15 protein-coding genes are annotated in these 15,359 nt (G+C 69.9%); 4 read left to right on the forward strand and 11 right to left on the reverse strand.

Annotated elements, in window-relative coordinates; genetic code table 11:
* Window positions 1-50: 50 nt before the first annotated feature.
* Window positions 51-1,625, forward strand: coding sequence for a BTAD domain-containing putative transcriptional regulator (locus tag IE302_RS01625; protein WP_191251000.1), 1,575 nt, complete (start codon window positions 51-53; stop codon window positions 1,623-1,625).
* Here IE302_RS01625 and IE302_RS01630 read toward each other — a convergent pair whose 3' ends face one another.
* The 6 genes from IE302_RS01630 to IE302_RS01655 all read right to left on the reverse strand — a co-directional run bounded on the left by IE302_RS01630 (window position 1,626) and on the right by IE302_RS01655 (window position 9,265).
* Window positions 1,626-3,224 (reverse strand): glycoside hydrolase family 13 protein, encoded by a 1,599-nt coding sequence (locus IE302_RS01630; RefSeq protein ID WP_191251002.1) that lies wholly within the window; start codon window positions 3,222-3,224, stop codon window positions 1,626-1,628. It lies immediately after the preceding gene.
* A 48-nt stretch (window positions 3,225-3,272) separates the two neighbouring features.
* On the reverse strand, window positions 3,273-4,142 hold the full coding sequence (locus IE302_RS01635; protein ID WP_191251004.1) for a carbohydrate ABC transporter permease: 870 nt from the start codon (window positions 4,140-4,142) through the stop codon (window positions 3,273-3,275).
* Window positions 4,139-5,113 (reverse strand): carbohydrate ABC transporter permease, encoded by a 975-nt coding sequence (locus IE302_RS01640; RefSeq protein WP_191251006.1) that lies wholly within the window; start codon window positions 5,111-5,113, stop codon window positions 4,139-4,141. The genes IE302_RS01635 and IE302_RS01640 overlap by 4 nt, the downstream gene beginning before the upstream one ends.
* The gene (locus IE302_RS01645; protein WP_191251008.1) at window positions 5,091-6,470 is read right to left on the reverse strand and encodes an ABC transporter substrate-binding protein; all 1,380 of its coding nucleotides are present in this window, start codon (window positions 6,468-6,470) and stop codon (window positions 5,091-5,093) included. Before IE302_RS01645 ends, IE302_RS01640 begins: the two co-directional genes overlap by 23 nt.
* 558 nt (window positions 6,471-7,028) lie before the next feature.
* Window positions 7,029-8,030, reverse strand: a complete 1,002-nt coding sequence (locus IE302_RS01650) for a LacI family DNA-binding transcriptional regulator (protein ID WP_191251010.1) — start codon at window positions 8,028-8,030, stop codon at window positions 7,029-7,031.
* Between the two features lie 32 nt (window positions 8,031-8,062).
* Window positions 8,063-9,265, reverse strand: a complete 1,203-nt coding sequence (locus tag IE302_RS01655; RefSeq protein ID WP_191251012.1) for an MFS transporter — start codon at window positions 9,263-9,265, stop codon at window positions 8,063-8,065.
* A gap of 56 nt (window positions 9,266-9,321) precedes the next feature.
* Here IE302_RS01655 and IE302_RS01660 point away from each other — a divergent pair, with 56 nt between their 5' ends.
* Both IE302_RS01660 and IE302_RS01665 read left to right on the forward strand, forming a co-directional pair.
* Window positions 9,322-9,867 carry a hypothetical protein gene (locus tag IE302_RS01660; RefSeq protein WP_229907546.1) on the forward strand — a complete coding sequence of 182 codons (546 nt, stop codon included), beginning with the start codon at window positions 9,322-9,324 and terminating at the stop codon, window positions 9,865-9,867.
* Window positions 9,868-9,981: 114 nt separating this feature from the next.
* Window positions 9,982-11,388, forward strand: a complete 1,407-nt coding sequence (locus tag IE302_RS01665; protein ID WP_191251014.1) for a PepSY-associated TM helix domain-containing protein — start codon at window positions 9,982-9,984, stop codon at window positions 11,386-11,388.
* On the opposite strand, the gene IE302_RS01670 is transcribed toward IE302_RS01665, so the two are convergent.
* The gene (locus IE302_RS01670; protein WP_191251022.1) at window positions 11,378-12,289 is read right to left on the reverse strand and encodes an SDR family NAD(P)-dependent oxidoreductase; all 912 of its coding nucleotides are present in this window, start codon (window positions 12,287-12,289) and stop codon (window positions 11,378-11,380) included. The genes IE302_RS01665 and IE302_RS01670 overlap by 11 nt on opposite strands.
* 80 nt (window positions 12,290-12,369) lie before the next feature.
* Here IE302_RS01670 and IE302_RS01675 point away from each other — a divergent pair, with 80 nt between their 5' ends.
* Complete coding sequence (locus IE302_RS01675) at window positions 12,370-12,945, forward strand: TetR/AcrR family transcriptional regulator (RefSeq protein WP_191251024.1); 576 nt, start codon at window positions 12,370-12,372, stop codon at window positions 12,943-12,945.
* A gap of 28 nt (window positions 12,946-12,973) precedes the next feature.
* Here the strand turns inward: IE302_RS01675 and IE302_RS01680 are convergent, their stop codons facing one another.
* The 4 genes from IE302_RS01680 to IE302_RS01695 are packed head-to-tail and all read right to left on the reverse strand — an operon-like array spanning window position 12,974 to window position 15,321.
* Window positions 12,974-13,570: a maleylpyruvate isomerase family mycothiol-dependent enzyme gene (locus IE302_RS01680; RefSeq protein WP_191251026.1), complete on the reverse strand. Its 597-nt coding sequence runs from the start codon at window positions 13,568-13,570 to the stop codon at window positions 12,974-12,976.
* The gene (locus IE302_RS01685) at window positions 13,567-14,007 is read right to left on the reverse strand and encodes an SRPBCC family protein (protein ID WP_191251034.1); all 441 of its coding nucleotides are present in this window, start codon (window positions 14,005-14,007) and stop codon (window positions 13,567-13,569) included. The genes IE302_RS01680 and IE302_RS01685 overlap by 4 nt, the downstream gene beginning before the upstream one ends.
* Window positions 14,004-14,351, reverse strand: coding sequence for an ArsR/SmtB family transcription factor (locus IE302_RS01690; RefSeq protein WP_191251036.1), 348 nt, complete (start codon window positions 14,349-14,351; stop codon window positions 14,004-14,006). Before IE302_RS01690 ends, IE302_RS01685 begins: the two co-directional genes overlap by 4 nt.
* A gap of 31 nt (window positions 14,352-14,382) precedes the next feature.
* Window positions 14,383-15,321, reverse strand: a complete 939-nt coding sequence (locus tag IE302_RS01695; protein WP_191251038.1) for an AraC family transcriptional regulator — start codon at window positions 15,319-15,321, stop codon at window positions 14,383-14,385.
* Between the last annotated feature and the right edge of the window lie 38 nt (window positions 15,322-15,359).

Below are 15,359 nucleotides of genomic sequence, written 5' to 3' on the forward strand. Positions count from 1 at the left end.
CGTCGTCCGACAGTCGCGGGAGCCGCCGGGGCCCGCTTACCTTTCGGCTCATGCCTCCGCTCCCGCAGGAAGTCCGGTACCGCTTCACCGTGCTCGGCCCGCCCGGTTTCACCAGCGGCGGCACCCGGCTGGACCTCGGCTCGCCGCAGCAGCAGGCCGTCCTGATGCTGTTGCTGGCCAACGCGGGCAGTTTCGTCCGGACCGGTGAGCTGATCGACGGACTCTGGGGCGAGCGGGCGCCCGTGACCGGCGAGGCCGTCATCCGCACCTACATCTCCCGTCTCCGGCGGCTGCTTTCCTTGCAGGGACTGGGATCGGCGATCCTCTCGCGGTCCGGTGGCTACCAGCTGGACCCGGACCCCTTCGAGGTGGACGCGGTCGAATTCGCCAGGCTGATCGAGAGCGCGCGTCAGACCCGCACCGTGGAGACGGCGGCGAAGCTGCTGGAGCGGGCGCTCGGCCTCTGGACCGGGACGGCTTTGGCCGGCGTCCCCGGCGAGGCGGCCGAACACGAGCGCTCACGGTTGGAGCGGCTGAAGCTGACCGCCACCCAGGAACTGCTCCGGCTGCGCCTGGAGCTCGGGGAGCACGACGAGGTGATGGCCGAGGTCCCCGCGCTGATCGAGCGGAACCGCCTCGAAGAACCGCTGTACGAGATCTACCTGCTCGCCCTCCATCGGGGCGGGCGCCGGGCCGAGGCGCTCGAACTCTACCGGGCGATCCACGACCTCTTCGACGAAGAACTCGGGGTCCGGCCAGGACCGAAACTGCGGGCCCTGCACGAGAAGGTGCTTCGCGCCGAGGAGGAGCGGACGCCCGTTCTCCGCGCACGGGACTCGCTGTTCGTCGGCCGCGAGCGCGAACGCGCCGAGTTCCGGCGGCTGCTCGCGAGGGAGCCGGCCAAGGGGATCGAGGTGCTGTTCTTCACCGGCGCTCCCGGTATCGGGAAGTCGACACTCCTGCGGAAGTTCGCCGACGACGCGGCCGCGATGGGCAAGCCCGTGCGGCTGGTCGACGCGTTCGAGGACCTCGAAGACCCGGCCGACGTCTTCCGCCGGCTGCCCGACGACGCCACCGTCGTGATCGCGGGACGGCGTGACCCGGACGCCACGCTACTGGTCGATCCGACCTGGTCGGGCCGGATCAGGCTCCGGAAGCTCGAAGCCCTGAGCGACGACGAGTCCGCGGCCCTGCTCGAAGCGCGCGACGTCGAGCAGAGCCTTCACGAGTCCATTGTGGACTTCGCGGCGGGCAATCCGTTCGCGCTCTCCCTGGCCGCCGAGGTCAGCAGGTCACCACGAGCGGACGCGGCGCGTTACGTGGTCGACACCGTCTACACGCATCTGGCCGGGAATCCGCCTTCGGAGGCGCATCGGTGGGCGCTGTACGTGTGCGCGCAAGCGGACCACACCACCGAAGACCTCCTCCGGTCCGTGCTGCCGGGCGGGCGGTCCTCGGAGCTGTTCGACTGGCTCCGCGGTCATCCCTGTGTCGAAGCCGCCGCGGACGGCCTCGTTCTCGGCGGTGTGCTCCGCGAGGTGCTCGACAGGCACCTCCGGTGGCGTGACCCGGCGGGCCGCGCACGAATGCGCGGCCGGATCAGCCGGGTCACGACCGGCCGTTGATCAGGTGCGCAGCCACACCGCCGTATCCGTCGGGAGCTCGTCCTCGACCGGGCCACTGGCCATGAGCACCTCACGATGCGGCGGCAGCGGCACCGGTGCGTCCGAGAAGTTCAGCACGAAGGTGAACCCCGGCTCCCGGGCGAACGCGAGGACGCCGTCACCCAGTGACAGCCACTCCAAACCGCCGGGGCCGAGCGCGGGAAGTTCGTCCCGCAGGCGCAGACCGGCACGGTAGAGCCGGAGCATCGACGCCGGTTCGGCCGCCTGGACCTCCGTCGTGCTCGAACGCCACTCCGCGGGCTGTGGCAGCCACGTTCCCCCGGAGCCGAAGCCGAACGGCGGGGTGTCGCCGGACCAGGGCAGCGGAACCCGGCAGCCGTCACGACCGGGGTCGGCGCCGTTCGTGCGGGCCCACACCGGATCCTGGCGGAGTTCGTCCGGGATGTCCTCGATCTCCCACAGGCCGAGCTCTTCCCCTTGGTAGACATACAGACCGCCGGGCAGCGCCATGGTCAGCAGCGCCGCCGCCCTGGCCCGGCGAGTACCCAGCTCCCGGTCGACCGGGGTGCCGTGCAGCCGGTCGGCGAACGCGAAACCGGTGTCGCCCTCGCGTCCGTACCGGGTCACGTGCCGGGTGACGTCGTGATTGGACAGCACCCAGGCCGCGGGCGCGTCCACCTCGTCGTGAGCCACCAGCGTCCGCTCGATGACATCCCGGAAACGCGTGGAATCCCAGGGGCACACCAGGAAGTCGAAGTTGAACGCCGCGTGCAGCTCGTCGCGGCGGAGATACCGCGCGGCCCGCGACATGTCCGGCAGCCACATCTCGCCCACCAGCACCCGGTCGCCCGGGTAGCTGTCGGCGATCTTGCGCCACGACCGGTAGATCTCGTGCAGCCCCTCCTGATCGGAGAACGGCGTCTCGTCACCGGGGTCGACATCGGGCAGCCGCGGATCCTTCACCAGCCCGTCGGCGACGTCGATGCGGAAACCGTCGACCCCGCGGTCGAACCAGAACCGCAGCACGTCCTCGAAATCCGCGCGGATGTCCTGGTTGTCCCAGTTGAAGTCCGGCTGGCGCGAACTGTAGAGATGCAGGTACCACTCGCCGTCCGGGACCCGCGTCCACGCGGAGCCGCCGAAGCGGGACTTCCAGTTGTTCGGCGGTTCGGAGCCGTCCGGCCCCCGGCCCGGTCTGAACCAGAACCGTTGCCGCTCGGGCGATCCCGGCTCCGCCGCGAGCGCGTCCTTGAACCATTGGTGCTCGTCGGAGCAGTGGTTCGGCACGATGTCGATGATCACGCGGATACCCTTCGCGTGGGCCGCGGCGATCAGCTCCTCCGCCTCGGCGAGGGTGCCGAAGAGCGGGTCGATCTCTCGGAAATCGGCGACGTCGTAGCCGCCGTCGTCCATCGGCGACGGGTACCACGGGGTGAACCAGATCGCGTCGATCCCCAGTTCGGCCAGGTAGTCCAGGCGCGCGCGGACCCCGGCGAGATCGCCGACGCCGTCGCCGTTCCCGTCCGCGAAACTGCGGATGTAGACCTGGTAGATCGCCGCGCTCCGCCACCATCCGGCGGACTGCCCCAATGCGGTCACGGAAATTGCCCTCCCAATCGTTTGCGGAAACCCCGAGTGCGGCGGAAATCAGCCTTTGATGCTGCCGGCGGTGAGCCCGGCCAGGATGTGGCGCTGGAACGCCAGGAACAGCGCCACCATCGGCAGGCTGGCCAGGACCATGCCGGCGACCAGCACGTTCAGCGGCATGTCGATGGCGACGCGTTGCAGCATCACCGACAGCGTCTGCTTTTCGGTGTCCGGGAACACCAGCAGCGGCCAGATGAAGTCCTTCCACGCGGCCACCACCGCGAGGATCGAGACCACGGCCAGGATCGGCCGCGAGATCGGCAGGATGATCCGCCACAGCGTGCGCACCGGCCCGGCGCCGTCGATCCGCGCGGCTTCGATCAGCTCGTCCGGGATCTGGTCGAAGAACCGTTTCAGCAGATAGATGTTGAACGCGTTCGCGGCGGCGGGCAGCCAGACCGCGGCCGGAGAGTTGATCAGGTTGACGTGCAGCAGCGGCAGATCGGTGATCGTCACGTAGGTCGGCACCAGCAGCGCCGCCGCCGGCAGCATCAGCGTCGCCAGCATGAGTCCCAGTACGACGTTGCCGAATTTCGGCCGCAGCTTCGACAACGCGAACGCCGCGGGGACGTCGATGGCCAGCTGGGCCAGCCACGCGCCGCCGGCGACGACGATCGTGTTGAGGAAGTACTTGCCGAGACTCAGCTGATCCCACGCGTCGGCGAAGGTCTCCGGATGCCACTCGTTCGGGACGAACGTCGCCGGTGTCTGCGCGAGTTCCTGCGGGGACTTCATCGCGCCGGTCACCGCCCAGTACAGCGGGAACAGGAACGCGATGACGAACAGGAGCAGGGTGCAGCCGAAGACGACGGCGTACCCGATCTTCCCACCGGGACTGCGGAGCGTGCTGGGGGAGAGGAGCGTCCTCATGACTGATCCGCCTTCCTGGTCAGGCGCACGTACAACGCGGAGAACACGCCGAGCGCGACGAACAGCAGCAGGCTCAACGCGCTGGCCGAACCGAAGTCGTTGTAGACGAAGGCGTAGCGGTACAGCAGCAGGAGCACGGTGACGGTGGAATCGTCCGGACCGCCGCCGGTCATCACGTACGGCTCGGTGAACACCTGCATCGTCGCGACGACCTGAAGCAGCAGGAGTACCAGCAGCACGAACCGGGTCTGCGGCAGCGTGACGTGGATCAGGCGCTTCCACATCCCGGCGCCGTCGAGTTCGGCGGCTTCGTAGAGCTCCCCGGGAATCGTGCCGAGCGCGGCGAGGTAGATGAGCGTGGTGCTGCCCATGTTCGCCCACGTGGAGACGAACACCAGCGACAGCATCGACGTGTCGCTGGAGTCGAGCCACTGGCCGCCAGGCAGGCCGACGGCGCCGAGCGCGGAGTTGAACAGTCCGGCACCCGGGTCGTAGAACCATTTCCACATGAGGGCGGTGACCACCGGCGGCAACATCACCGGCAGGTAGACCGCGAGCCGGAAGAACGCCTTCGCGTGCCGGAGTTCGTTGAGCAGCACCGCCGTCAGGAACGGCACCACGAACCCGAAGACCAGCGCGAGCCCGGTGAACAGCAGCGTGTTGCGCCAGGCGACGCCGAACAGCGGGTCTTCGAACAAGCGCGTGAAGTTGTCGAACCCGACCCACGTCGGCGGATTGACGAAGTCGACCTGCTGGAAGCTCAGCAGCACACCGCGCACGATCGGGTACCAGGAGAACAACGCGAACACCACGAGCGCGGCGCACAGCAGCCCGTACGCGGTGACGTTCTCCTTGAGCTTGCGGCGAAAGCGGGTCCGGCGGCGTTCGGCCGCGGACGCGACCGGGCGACCGGCCCGCGACGACTTCGCCGCGGGCCAGTCGAGGACGCTACTTGACCTGGGCGAGGACACTGTTGACCTTCGACTCCGCCGACGACAGCTGCTGATCGATATTCGCGTTCCGATCGGTGAGCACCGCCTGCATCACGCTGTCGAGGATGGCGTACACCTGCTGCGCGTTGGGCGGTTCGATGCTGCCCTTGATCCGCGAACTCGCATCCACATAGGACTGGAAATTCTCGGCGGGAACGTTGGCGTGCTTGGTCTTCACCGCGAGCTGCTGATCGCGGACGGCGCCCTGCCAGATATCGGGCGTCGGCTCGGCGGGCAAGCCGACCGGCTGCTTGCCGTCGACGTACTGCTGGACGTGCTTCTCGAAACGCTCCGGGTTGAGATACTTCCAGCGGACCCATTCCAGGCCCGCCTTGATCTTCTCCGGCGAGGCCTTGGGGTTGATCATGTACCCCTCGCCGCCCTGCAGCGTGCCCTGGCCACCCGGCATCCCGGCGACGCCGTAGTCCTCGTACTTGCCGTTGAACTGCTTGACCAGCACCGGGACGTTGTCCGGGGCGGCCATGTACATGCCGAGCTGGCCCGCGCCCATCATCCGCTGGACGTCCTGCGCTTCCAGCAGCTGCTTGCTGCCCATGCTGTCGTCGTCCCACCGCATGGCGCGCAGCTGGTTCAGGGCGGCCTTGGCCTTGTCGTTGTTGAAGGCGGCGGCCCATTTGTCGCCGTCCTTGCGGGCGACTTCGCTGCCCATGGAGTAGAGCCAGCCGGTCAGATGCCAGCCGCCCTGGTTGTTCTTGCTGTAGTCGGCGTACCCGACGGTGCCGTTGCCCAGCGCGGCGATCTTCTTCGCGGCTTCGCGGACCTCGTCCCAGGTCTGCGGTGGTTTGTTCGGGTCCAGCCCGGCCTTCTGGAACAGCGGGCGGCTGTAAAGCAGGCCCATGCTGTAGTTCATCGTCGGCAGGCCGTAGAGCTTGCCGTCGGCGCTCCGGAAGTTGTCCAGAAGTTCCGGTTTGATGTCGTTGAAATTCTTCAGGCTCCTCGCCGCTTCGGTGATGTCGGCGGCCTGGCGGCGCGCGATGATCTGCGCCGGGTCGGTGAAGTAGACGTAGTAGACGTCTTCGAGCTGCCCGCCGGCGAGCTTGGCGGAGAACGTCTTCGGGTCCATGAACCCTTCGTGCGGCTCGATGTCGATGTCGGGATGGGACTCCTCGAACTCCTTGACGTCGGCGTCGAACACGCTGCGCTCGAACGGCTGGCTGGTCGGTGGCTGGCCGGTGACCGTGATCTTGACCTTGCCCCCGGCCCCGGTGCTGTCACCGGAACCGGAACCGCAGGCGGCCACCCCCAGAGTGAGTCCGCCCGCAAGGAGCAGGCAGAACATCCGGCGGCGCACGGTGGGGGACCAAGTGCTGCTCATCTTCAAGCCTCATCTCGGGATCGCGACGGCTGTCACGTGATTGCGGTCACTCTAAAGTGAAGCCCCGGATTAACGCAATAACTGGATGAGAACTTGCAACTTTGCGACAGTACTTGCCGGACGAGGGACGCTCGCGCAACCAGTCACCTGCTTGCGGAGGCGGCGGACGTGCGAAAGGGGCCCTTCGCCACGTCAGACGCGGTGAAGGCCCCTTCGGCACTCAAGCGCCCCCTTCGCAAGTAGGTGACTAGTTGCGGGGTAGGGGTCGGGTGCTGAAGTCCGTGAAGGCCTCCTTAAGGGACTCTGGGTCCCTCAAGGAGGCCTTCACGGACTGGCGCCAGGGGTGATCAGCGAGGCGAAGGGGACTTTCCCTTCATCGCACGAGCGGAAAGTCCCCTTCGTCACAGGTCTTGCTGTCCTAGTGGGTGGCGGAGCTTCGGAAGCGTTGTGAAAGCCACTTTCACAACGGCGAAGGTTGTGAAAGTGGCTCACAACCTCAGAAGCCGTTGAGCGTGCATGCCACCTTTGCCTTGCGCCTCAAGCAAACGCGGGGGCGGGTTACCGGCGGGCGGTGGAGCCCCGGACGACGAGTTCGGGTGCGAACAGCAGCTCCTCGGCCGCCACCTCGCCGCCGTTTATGCGCTTGACCAGCAGTTCCACCACGGCGCGGCCCATCGCCTCGATCGGCTGGCGGGTGGTGGTCAGCGGCGGGTCGGTGCAGTTCATCAGGGCCGAATCGTCGTAGCCGACCACCGAGATGTCTTCGGGGACCGACAGTCCCTGCCGTCGTGCCGCGCGGATCGCGCCGAGCGCCAGGAGGTCGCTCGCGCACAGGACGGCCGTCGCGCCGCGCGGGTACAGCCGGGCCGCGGCCGCGTGCCCGCCTTCGATGGAGAACATGCCGTGTTCGACGAGTTCGTCCAGGACCGGGAGCCCGAGTTTGCCCGCGTAGGCGCGGAAAGCCTCGAGTTTGCGCTGGGACGGCACGTGATCGGTCGGGCCGAGGACGAGCCCGATCTTCTCGTGCCCGAGCGAGCTCAGGTGCCCGACGACCTGTTCGACGGCGACCGCGTCGTCACAGGAGATCTGCGGCAGTCCGAGGTGGTCGACGGCGGCATTGATCAGCACCGTCGGCAGGCGGCGTTCGGCGAGATGGTGGTAGTGGGAGTGCACCGCGTCGGCCTGGGCGTACAGCCCGCCGGCGAACACCACACCGGAGACCTGCTGCTGGAGAAGCAGTTCGACGTACTCCGCCTCGGAGACACCGCCCGCGGTCCGCGTGCACAGCACCGGGGTGAAGCCCTGCTGGGCCAGCGCGTTGCCCATGATCTCGGCCAGTGCGGGGAAGATGGGGTTCTGCAGTTCGGGAAGGACCAGGCCGACCAGGCGGGCGCGGTCGCCGCGCAACTGGGTCGGTCGTTCGTAGCCCATCACGTCCAGCGCGGTGAGGACGGCGGCCCGGGTGCTGGCGGAGACCCCGGATCGGCCGTTGAGTACCCGGCTGACCGTGGCTTCACTGACCCCGACCTTGCGGGCGACTTCGGCAAGACGACGCGTCATGGGTGAAACTTTACCGCAATCGAGCGCAAGAACTAGACACTCTTGATCGGTGCGGTAACCCGGAAGTCGCGCGACGAGGGAACGAGCGCCGCGGCCGCCGGCGCGGCGAAACAGACGACGGCGCACACCGCCAGGACCGGCGCCGCCCCGAACCCGTCGATCGCGGGCGCGATGAGCGCCAGCCCGGCGGGTGCCAGGCCGTAGGAGAACAGGAAGTCCAAAGAGGACACTCGTGCGAGCTTCCCCGGTTCGACCTCCCGCTGGGTCGCGGTGAACCACGGGACGTTGAACAGTTCGATGCCCAGCCCCGCGACGGCGTAAGCGGCGATGACGAAGGCCGGGTGCACCGGGAACAGCAGGCTCAGGGGCGCGAAGCCGTAACAGCCGAGCCCGATCAATGCCGCCCAGCCTTGCCGCTTCGGACGCCAGCGCGCGATGAAGACCGCGCCCGCGAGCGCGCCGAGTGTGTACGCGGTGAGCCCGCCCGCCAAGACGGCTTCGGTGTCGTAGCGGTCGCGGCTGACCAGTGGCAGCACGACGCCCGTGGCGGAGTAACCGGTCGCGATCACGGCGGTCAGCGCGCCGAGCCCGGCCAGGAACCACGGGTGACGGCGAGCTTCGCGAAGGCCGTCGGTGAACTCGCGGAAGAAATGGGTCCTGGCGACGGCCGGGGCCGGGGCCGGGGCGAACGTGCCTCGCGGCGGGATCAACGCGGTGCCGAGCCACAGCACCCCGGTGCCGATCACCAGGACCGTTGTCGGGGCGAGCTGCGAAAGCAAGGCGGTGAGACCGGGCGCGACCAGTGTCGTGACCCGCACCGCCAGCGTCATCGCGGCGTTGGCCTGCTGACGCCGGTCCTCCGCGATCACTTCGGCGGTCAGCGCCTGGAACGCCGGGCGGCACGCGCCCTGCCCGATGCCGACGACGGCGGCCGCGGTGGCGGTCAGAAGAACGGACCGGCCCATGCCTGCCGCGATCACCGGAGTGGCGAGACCCGCGATGAGTCCCGCCCAGAGCACCACCCGGCGACGCGAGTGCCGGTCGGCGAGAACCCCGGCCACCGGGACGGCCACGAGGAATCCCGCGGTGCGCGCGGCCAGGACGATGCCGAGGTCCACGGCGGAAAGTGATCGTTCGAGCACCGCCAGGCCGAGGATGAACGGCAGCGCCCAGGTCGCCAGGCCGGAGGCGGTGTTCCCGAGCCAGAGCCGGAGGAACGGGAGGCTACGGAACACCGGGGGACGATATCAAGGAGAGACAGAACGCCCGGTCGCGCTCTACTCTGCCTCCCGTGCGCACGCCGACCCCGACCCGAGGCCCGGCCAGGCGCCTCCGTGGCGGGGCCGTGGGGGTCCTGACCGGCATCTTGGCGACCGGGGCCCACGTCAGCACCAGCGGGCGCATGCCCGACCTCGGCGTGGTCGTCCTGCTCGTCGCCCTGCTGAGCTGGGTCGCCTACGCGTTCGCGGGACGACGGCGCGGGCCGCTCGCCATCCTGTGCCTGGTGGCCGGGGGACAGGCGGCGATGCACGCCTCCCTCACCTTCCTCACCTGGGAATCGCACTCCCACCACGCGGACACCCCGGGCAACGGCCTGCCCATGGCGGCCGGGCACGCCGTCGCGACCCTCGTGGTGGTCGCGGCGCTCGCCGGCGCCGAGCGCGTCCTGTTCGCCCTCCTGACGCTGATCGCTTCGGTGCTTCCGCGCCGCCTCACGCCGCGGCCCGCGACGGCACCGCTGCGGATCCGTGTCCCGCTCGCGGTGAAGTTCCCCGCGACCGAGGCGCTCCTGCGAGACGTCCTTTCGCGGCGCGGCCCGCCGGTGTCGTTCGCCTGATCCCCGAAACCCTGCCGAGACCCGTGTCCCGGCAGGGCTCAGCACGCGTGCCGTGACCACCCCGGCGCGCGGCGCAGGCGCACGTCTCCCCACCGACGCCTCAGGAGTTCCCCCATGGCAACGCAAACCGAACCGACCTCGAGCCCGCCGCGCGCGTCCGGCTGGCGCGGGCTGTTCCTCCGGCTCCACTTCTACGCCGGCGTTCTCGTCGGCCCGTTCGTCCTCATCGCCGCTCTCACCGGTGTCCTGTACGCGGCGACACCGCAGATGGAGTCCTGGATCTATTCCGATCAGCTGCGGGCACCCGTCGGGCTGAACCAGGCCTCGCTCGCCGATCAGGTCAAAGCCGCGCAAGCGGCCCATCCCGGCGGTGACCTGGTGGCCGTCCGTCCCGCTCCCGCACCGGGCGACACGACCCGGGTGCTGTTCGCCGAAGAGGGACTCGGCGAGTCCGAACGCCGCGCGGTCTTCGTCGACCCCGCCACCGCGCAGGTGCGCGGCGACCTCGTCGCGTACGGCTCCAGCGGCGCGCTGCCGTTACGGACCACCCTCGACCAGTTGCACCGCAACCTGCTGCTCGGCGAACCCGGACGGCTCTACAGCGAACTCGCCGCGTCCTGGCTGTGGGTGGTCGCGCTCGGCGGTCTCGTGTTGTGGGTGAGCCGCCGCCGCACCCGGCGGAACGAGAAGGCGGAGAAGGCCGCGAAGACCGAGTCCGCACGCGGGAAGTCGGTGCGCCGTCACGGATCCGTCGGCCTGTGGGTCCTGCTCGGCGCGTTGTTCCTGTCCGCGACGGGACTGACGTGGTCGGCGTACGCGGGCGAGAACGTCAGCGCCCTGCGTGAATCCCTCGGCTGGGCCACCCCGGCGCTGAAGGTGACCGGCGGGGACGAACACGCCGGGCACGCGGGTCACGGCGAAGCGCCGTCCGCTCCGGCGCCCGCGCGGCCCGAGAGCGTGGACGCGATGCTGGCCTCGGCCCGCGCCGCCGGGATCGACGCGGCTTCGGTGGAGATCGGTCTGCCGACCAAACCCGGCGCTCCCTGGCAGGTGGCGGAAGTCGAACGCGGCTGGCCGACGCAGGTCGACGCCGTCGCGGTCGACGGGACCACCGGGCAGGTCCTCGGCGAGGTGCGGTTCGCCGACTACCCGCTGATGGCGAAGCTGGCTCGGTGGGGGATCGACGCGCATATGGGCGTGCTCTTCGGCTGGCCCAACCAGATCGCGCTGCTCCTGCTCGGCGCCGGGCTGGTCACGATGGTCGTGCTCGGCTACCGGATGTGGTGGCAGCGCAGGCCGACCCGGGCCACCGGGCTGACCTTCGGCCGCCCGATCCCGCGCGGTCAGTGGCGGAAGGCGCCGCCCGCGCTGGTGGCGGGGCTCGTCGTGCTCGCCGCCGCGATCGGCTGGTTCGTGCCGCTGTTCGGCATCAGCCTGCTGGCGTTCCTGGTCATCGACCTGCTGCTGGGCCTGAGGTCCCGTCGCCGGTCCGAACCGGAATCCACCGACGTCACCGTGTGACCTCGACGCCGGTGAGGCCGACGCTCGCCGCCCACACCCGGGCGGCGAGCTCGGTGTCGGCGAGCTTGCCGCGGACCGGTTCCCGCCGGGGTTCACCGCGCAGGCCGAACACGCGGGGCCCGTACATCTCACCGCCGCGCACGGCCGGGTCGAGCGCGGCGCGGACGGCGGGCCAGGCCCCGGCTTCCTTGCCGTGCAACAGAAGCCCGGCCGGGAACTTCCGTCCGTCCGGCGCCGGGTGCACCGGGCGCGACGGGGTCAGGGAGTCGAGCGCGCCGCCGGGATGGTCCACGACGCTGAGCACCGTGCTCCCGGCCGCGCGCAGCCGCCTGTCGAGCTCGAAGGCGAACAGCATCTGTGCCAGCTTCGAGCGCGCGTACGTGCGTTTGGGCTGGTATTCCCGCTTGTTCTGGAGATCGTCCAGGTCGAGTTCCGCGGACTTGCCCACGAAGCTGCCCGTGGTGACGACGCGACCGGCGTCCGCCGCTTCGAGCAGGGGCATCAGATGGTGCACCAGGACGAAATGCCCGAGATGGTTGGTGGCGAACGTCAGCTCGTGGCCCTCGGCGGTCTCCCTCCTGGGCTGATCCTCCAGGAGCACGCCCGCGTTGCAGACGACGGCGTCGAGCCGCTCGACCCCCAGACCGTCCACAGCGGACTCGAGGGACGGGAGATCGGAAAGGTCGAGCCGCAGGTGCCCGAGCTTCGCGTCCGGGACCAGGGACCGGATCGACGCCATCGCGGCGTCGGCCTTGGCGGCGTCCCGGCTGCCGAGGAGCACGGTGGCTCCGGTCCCGGCGAGTTGTTCGGCGGCGAAGTAGCCGATCCCCGCGTTGCCGCCGGTGACCAGGAAGGTCTTGCCGTCGGCGCGCGGCAAGTGGTGGACGTCCCAGTGGGTCATGCCGGCCCCCTCAAAGTCGAAGTCACTTCGAATATATACTCATTTCGTTTTCGGAGTGACTTCGATGTATCGTGGATCGCATGGCACAGGCCGAGCCGGGCAGGCGTGAACGCAAGAAGGCGGCGACCCGACAGGCCCTGTCGGGGGCGGCGCGAGAGCTGTTCCTGGAACGGGGCTTCGACGACGTCACCGTCGCGGAGATCGCGGACGCCGCGGACACGGCGGTTTCGACGCTGTTCGCGCATTTCCCGGGTGGCAAGGAGGCGCTGATCCTCGGCCACGGGCACGAACGCGAAGCGGCGTTGGCCGCCGCGGTCCGCACCCGGGCCGAGGGCGTTTCGATCCTGCGGGCGTTGCGGGACTTCCTCGCGACCCGCGGCCCGTTCGACCCGGATCCCGATCCGCTGTCGCGCCGGGTCGCGGACCTGGTGGTCGCCACCCCGGCGTTGCGCGCCTACGCCAGGACGCTGTGGACCGGGTGCGAGGACGCGCTCACGGAGGTCATCGCCGAACAGAGCGGGCAGGACGACTTCTCCGTGCGCCTGCTGGCCCGCTACGTCCTGGAGATCCCGGACCTGGCCGGGGTCGAGCCGGACCCCGCCGCCGCGCTGGACGCCGCGTTCGTCTTCCTGGGGCGAGGCTGGCCGGGGTTCTGATCCGTCCGTCCCGAGTCGCCCCGGTGGCTCAGTGCTTCGGTAGTTTCCGGCCGCTGGGCAGTGTGCGGCCGCTGAGAAGCGCCACGAGCGAGCCGCTGTCGGCGCGAACCAGCCGGCCGTTTCCCCAGCTCCAGTCGATGTCGTCGGCTTCGAGCCGGATGTCGGTCAGATCGATGCCGAACACGGCGCCGTCGGCGGCGGTGAGCTGGTCGAGGATGGCGGTCACCGCTTCTTCCGGTGCGACAGCGGGCCGGGCGAGCGCGACCGTGACGTCCAGCGAGTGGACGACGGCGTGGTTCAGCGCACCGGCGGCACCGCCGCCGGGCGGCTGCCAGGCGTGCAGTCCCGGCGAGCGGAGCTGGGCGAGGAGGTCGGCGACCGGCAGCGAGGCGTCCCGCGCGGCCACGGTGTCGGAGAGCGTGGCGAAGTCGCCGCCTGCCGCCGCCATCTCGGCCCCGAACCGCTCGGGTGTCAGCCGCGCCGGCATCGTCACGTGCGCGATCACGTGGCGGACGAGCCACTTCTCGCACAGCGACGGGGCGTCCCAAGTCTCGGCGGGTGCGGCGTCGAGGACATCGGCGAGCCGGTCGTAGGTCGGCGCGACCCAGGCCTGGGGATCGGTCACGGTCGGCCTCCTTGCGTGAGGTGGGTGAGGTGCTCTTCGAGCTTGTCGAGAGAGGTGAGGAACCCGGCGCGGGCCTCGGGCGCGCGCATCGCCTCGGGCACGTGCCGCTGATGGATGACGACCTCGGTGCTGCCGTCGCCGAGGTCTTGGAGGGTGCTGGTGGTGCGCATCCCGCTCTCCGGCTCGACCCAGGCGAGTTGTTCGGGCGGGACGACCTCGGTGAAGGTGGCGACCATCCGGTAAGCGCCGTGCTCGCCGAGCATCCGGGTCTCGAAGCGGCCGCCGGGACGGAGTTCGACGACGATGCCGTCGATCGGGGTGGTCATGCCTCGCGGGCCCCAGAAGTGCGCGAGCTCGGTGGGTTCGGTGAGGCACCGCCACACCAGCTCACGCGGCGCGCGGAAGACCCGGCGGTAGACGAATTCGTCCTCGTTCACTGGTTCTCCTGCCGCTGCAGGTGAGCGAGGTGCGTCTCCAACCGGTCCATTCGCTCCGTCCAGGTGCGCCTGCTCTCCTCGATCCACGACACCGCGGCCTCCAGCGCCTCCGGTTCGAGCCGGCACGGTCTGGTCTGCCGGTGCCGTCCCCGGCTGATCAGACCGGACCGTTCGAGCACCCCGAGGTGCTGCGACACGGCCTGCATGCTCATGGCGTACGGCTCGGCCAGCTCCTTGACCGTCGCCTCGCTTTCGCTCAACCGGGCCACGATGTCGCGCCTGGTGCGGTCGGCGAGCGCGGTGAACAGGGCATCGAGTCGCTCATCCTCGGCGGTGGATCTCATGGCCTTACTCAAGCATTTGCTTTATCAAGTGTCAACTGGAGAAAGGTGCCGTCGATCGCCGGTACCTGCCCGGCGGGGTGTCGTACCGGCGTTTGAACGCGACGGCGAAAGCGAATTCGGAGTGGTAACCGACCGCGCGGGCGATGGCGCTGAGAGGCGTGTCGGACTCGCGCAGCAGCCGGGCCGCGGTGGTCATCCGCCACCAGGTCAGATAGCGCGCCGGTGGTCGGCCGACCAGATCGGTGAACCGTCGGGCGAACGGCGCCCTGGACAGGCCGGCCAGTTCGGCCAGCGACGCGACCGTCCACGGGTGCGCCGGTTCTCGGTGGATGGCGTGCAGGGCCGCCGCGACGGCCGGGTCGCCCAACGCCGCCGCCCAGCCGGTACCCGCCTCGGCCGGTGTGCCGTCGAACCAGGCGCGCAGGGCGTAGAGCAACAGCATGTCCAAGAGCGCGGGAATGACGGCGTCCGTGCCCAGCCTCGGCCGCGCCAGCTCGGCGCCGAGCATGTCCACCACGGTCTTCAGTTCGGTACGGCCGTCGGCACGGGAATCGAGGTGGACGACCTCGGGCAGGTCCCGCAGCAAGGGGTGGTGGCCCTCGGGGGCGAGCTCGTAGGCGCCGCACAGGGTCACGGTGGAGGAGCCCGCGATGTCGGCGATCGCGAGGGGATGGCTCTCGCGGAAGTCGTCGTCGGCCGGGTCGCACGCCCGAGCTGTCGGTGGCGTGGCCGGACTGTCGGCCAGCACATGCCCGCGGCCGTGCGGCAGGAGCACGACGTCGCCCGCGGCGAGCGGTACCGGCGCGGCACCGGCCGGGACCAGAACACAGCTGCCCCGAACCACCACCCGGAACCCGACGGCGCCGGGCACCGGCAGGAACTCTTGAGCCCATTGGCCTTGCCACGTCACGAGGGCCGACCTCGGCCGCCCGGCGCGGACGACCGCCAGCACGTCGCTCAGCACGTCCATGGCGGCGAGCCTAGGCCGCCGAAGACGATCGCGAAGGA

The sequence above is a fragment of the Amycolatopsis oliviviridis genome (assembly GCF_014654365.1).
GTDB classification, from domain to species: Bacteria; Actinomycetota; Actinomycetes; order Mycobacteriales; family Pseudonocardiaceae; genus Amycolatopsis; species Amycolatopsis oliviviridis.

Coding starts and splice junctions, on each gene's coding strand:
- IE302_RS01665 (WP_191251014.1), top strand. CDS start 9,982: ATGGCAACGCAAACCGAACCGACCTCGAGCCCGCCGCGCGCGTCCGGC.
- IE302_RS01695 (WP_191251038.1), bottom strand. CDS start 15,321: ATGGACGTGCTGAGCGACGTGCTGGCGGTCGTCCGCGCCGGGCGGCCG.
- IE302_RS01670 (WP_191251022.1), bottom strand. CDS start 12,289: ATGACCCACTGGGACGTCCACCACTTGCCGCGCGCCGACGGCAAGACC.
- IE302_RS01635 (WP_191251004.1), bottom strand. CDS start 4,142: ATGAGGACGCTCCTCTCCCCCAGCACGCTCCGCAGTCCCGGTGGGAAG.
- IE302_RS01645 (WP_191251008.1), bottom strand. CDS start 6,470: ATGAGCAGCACTTGGTCCCCCACCGTGCGCCGCCGGATGTTCTGCCTG.
- IE302_RS01650 (WP_191251010.1), bottom strand. CDS start 8,030: ATGACGCGTCGTCTTGCCGAAGTCGCCCGCAAGGTCGGGGTCAGTGAA.
- IE302_RS01675 (WP_191251024.1), top strand. CDS start 12,370: ATGGCACAGGCCGAGCCGGGCAGGCGTGAACGCAAGAAGGCGGCGACC.
- IE302_RS01625 (WP_191251000.1), top strand. CDS start 51: ATGCCTCCGCTCCCGCAGGAAGTCCGGTACCGCTTCACCGTGCTCGGC.
- IE302_RS01690 (WP_191251036.1), bottom strand. CDS start 14,351: ATGAGATCCACCGCCGAGGATGAGCGACTCGATGCCCTGTTCACCGCG.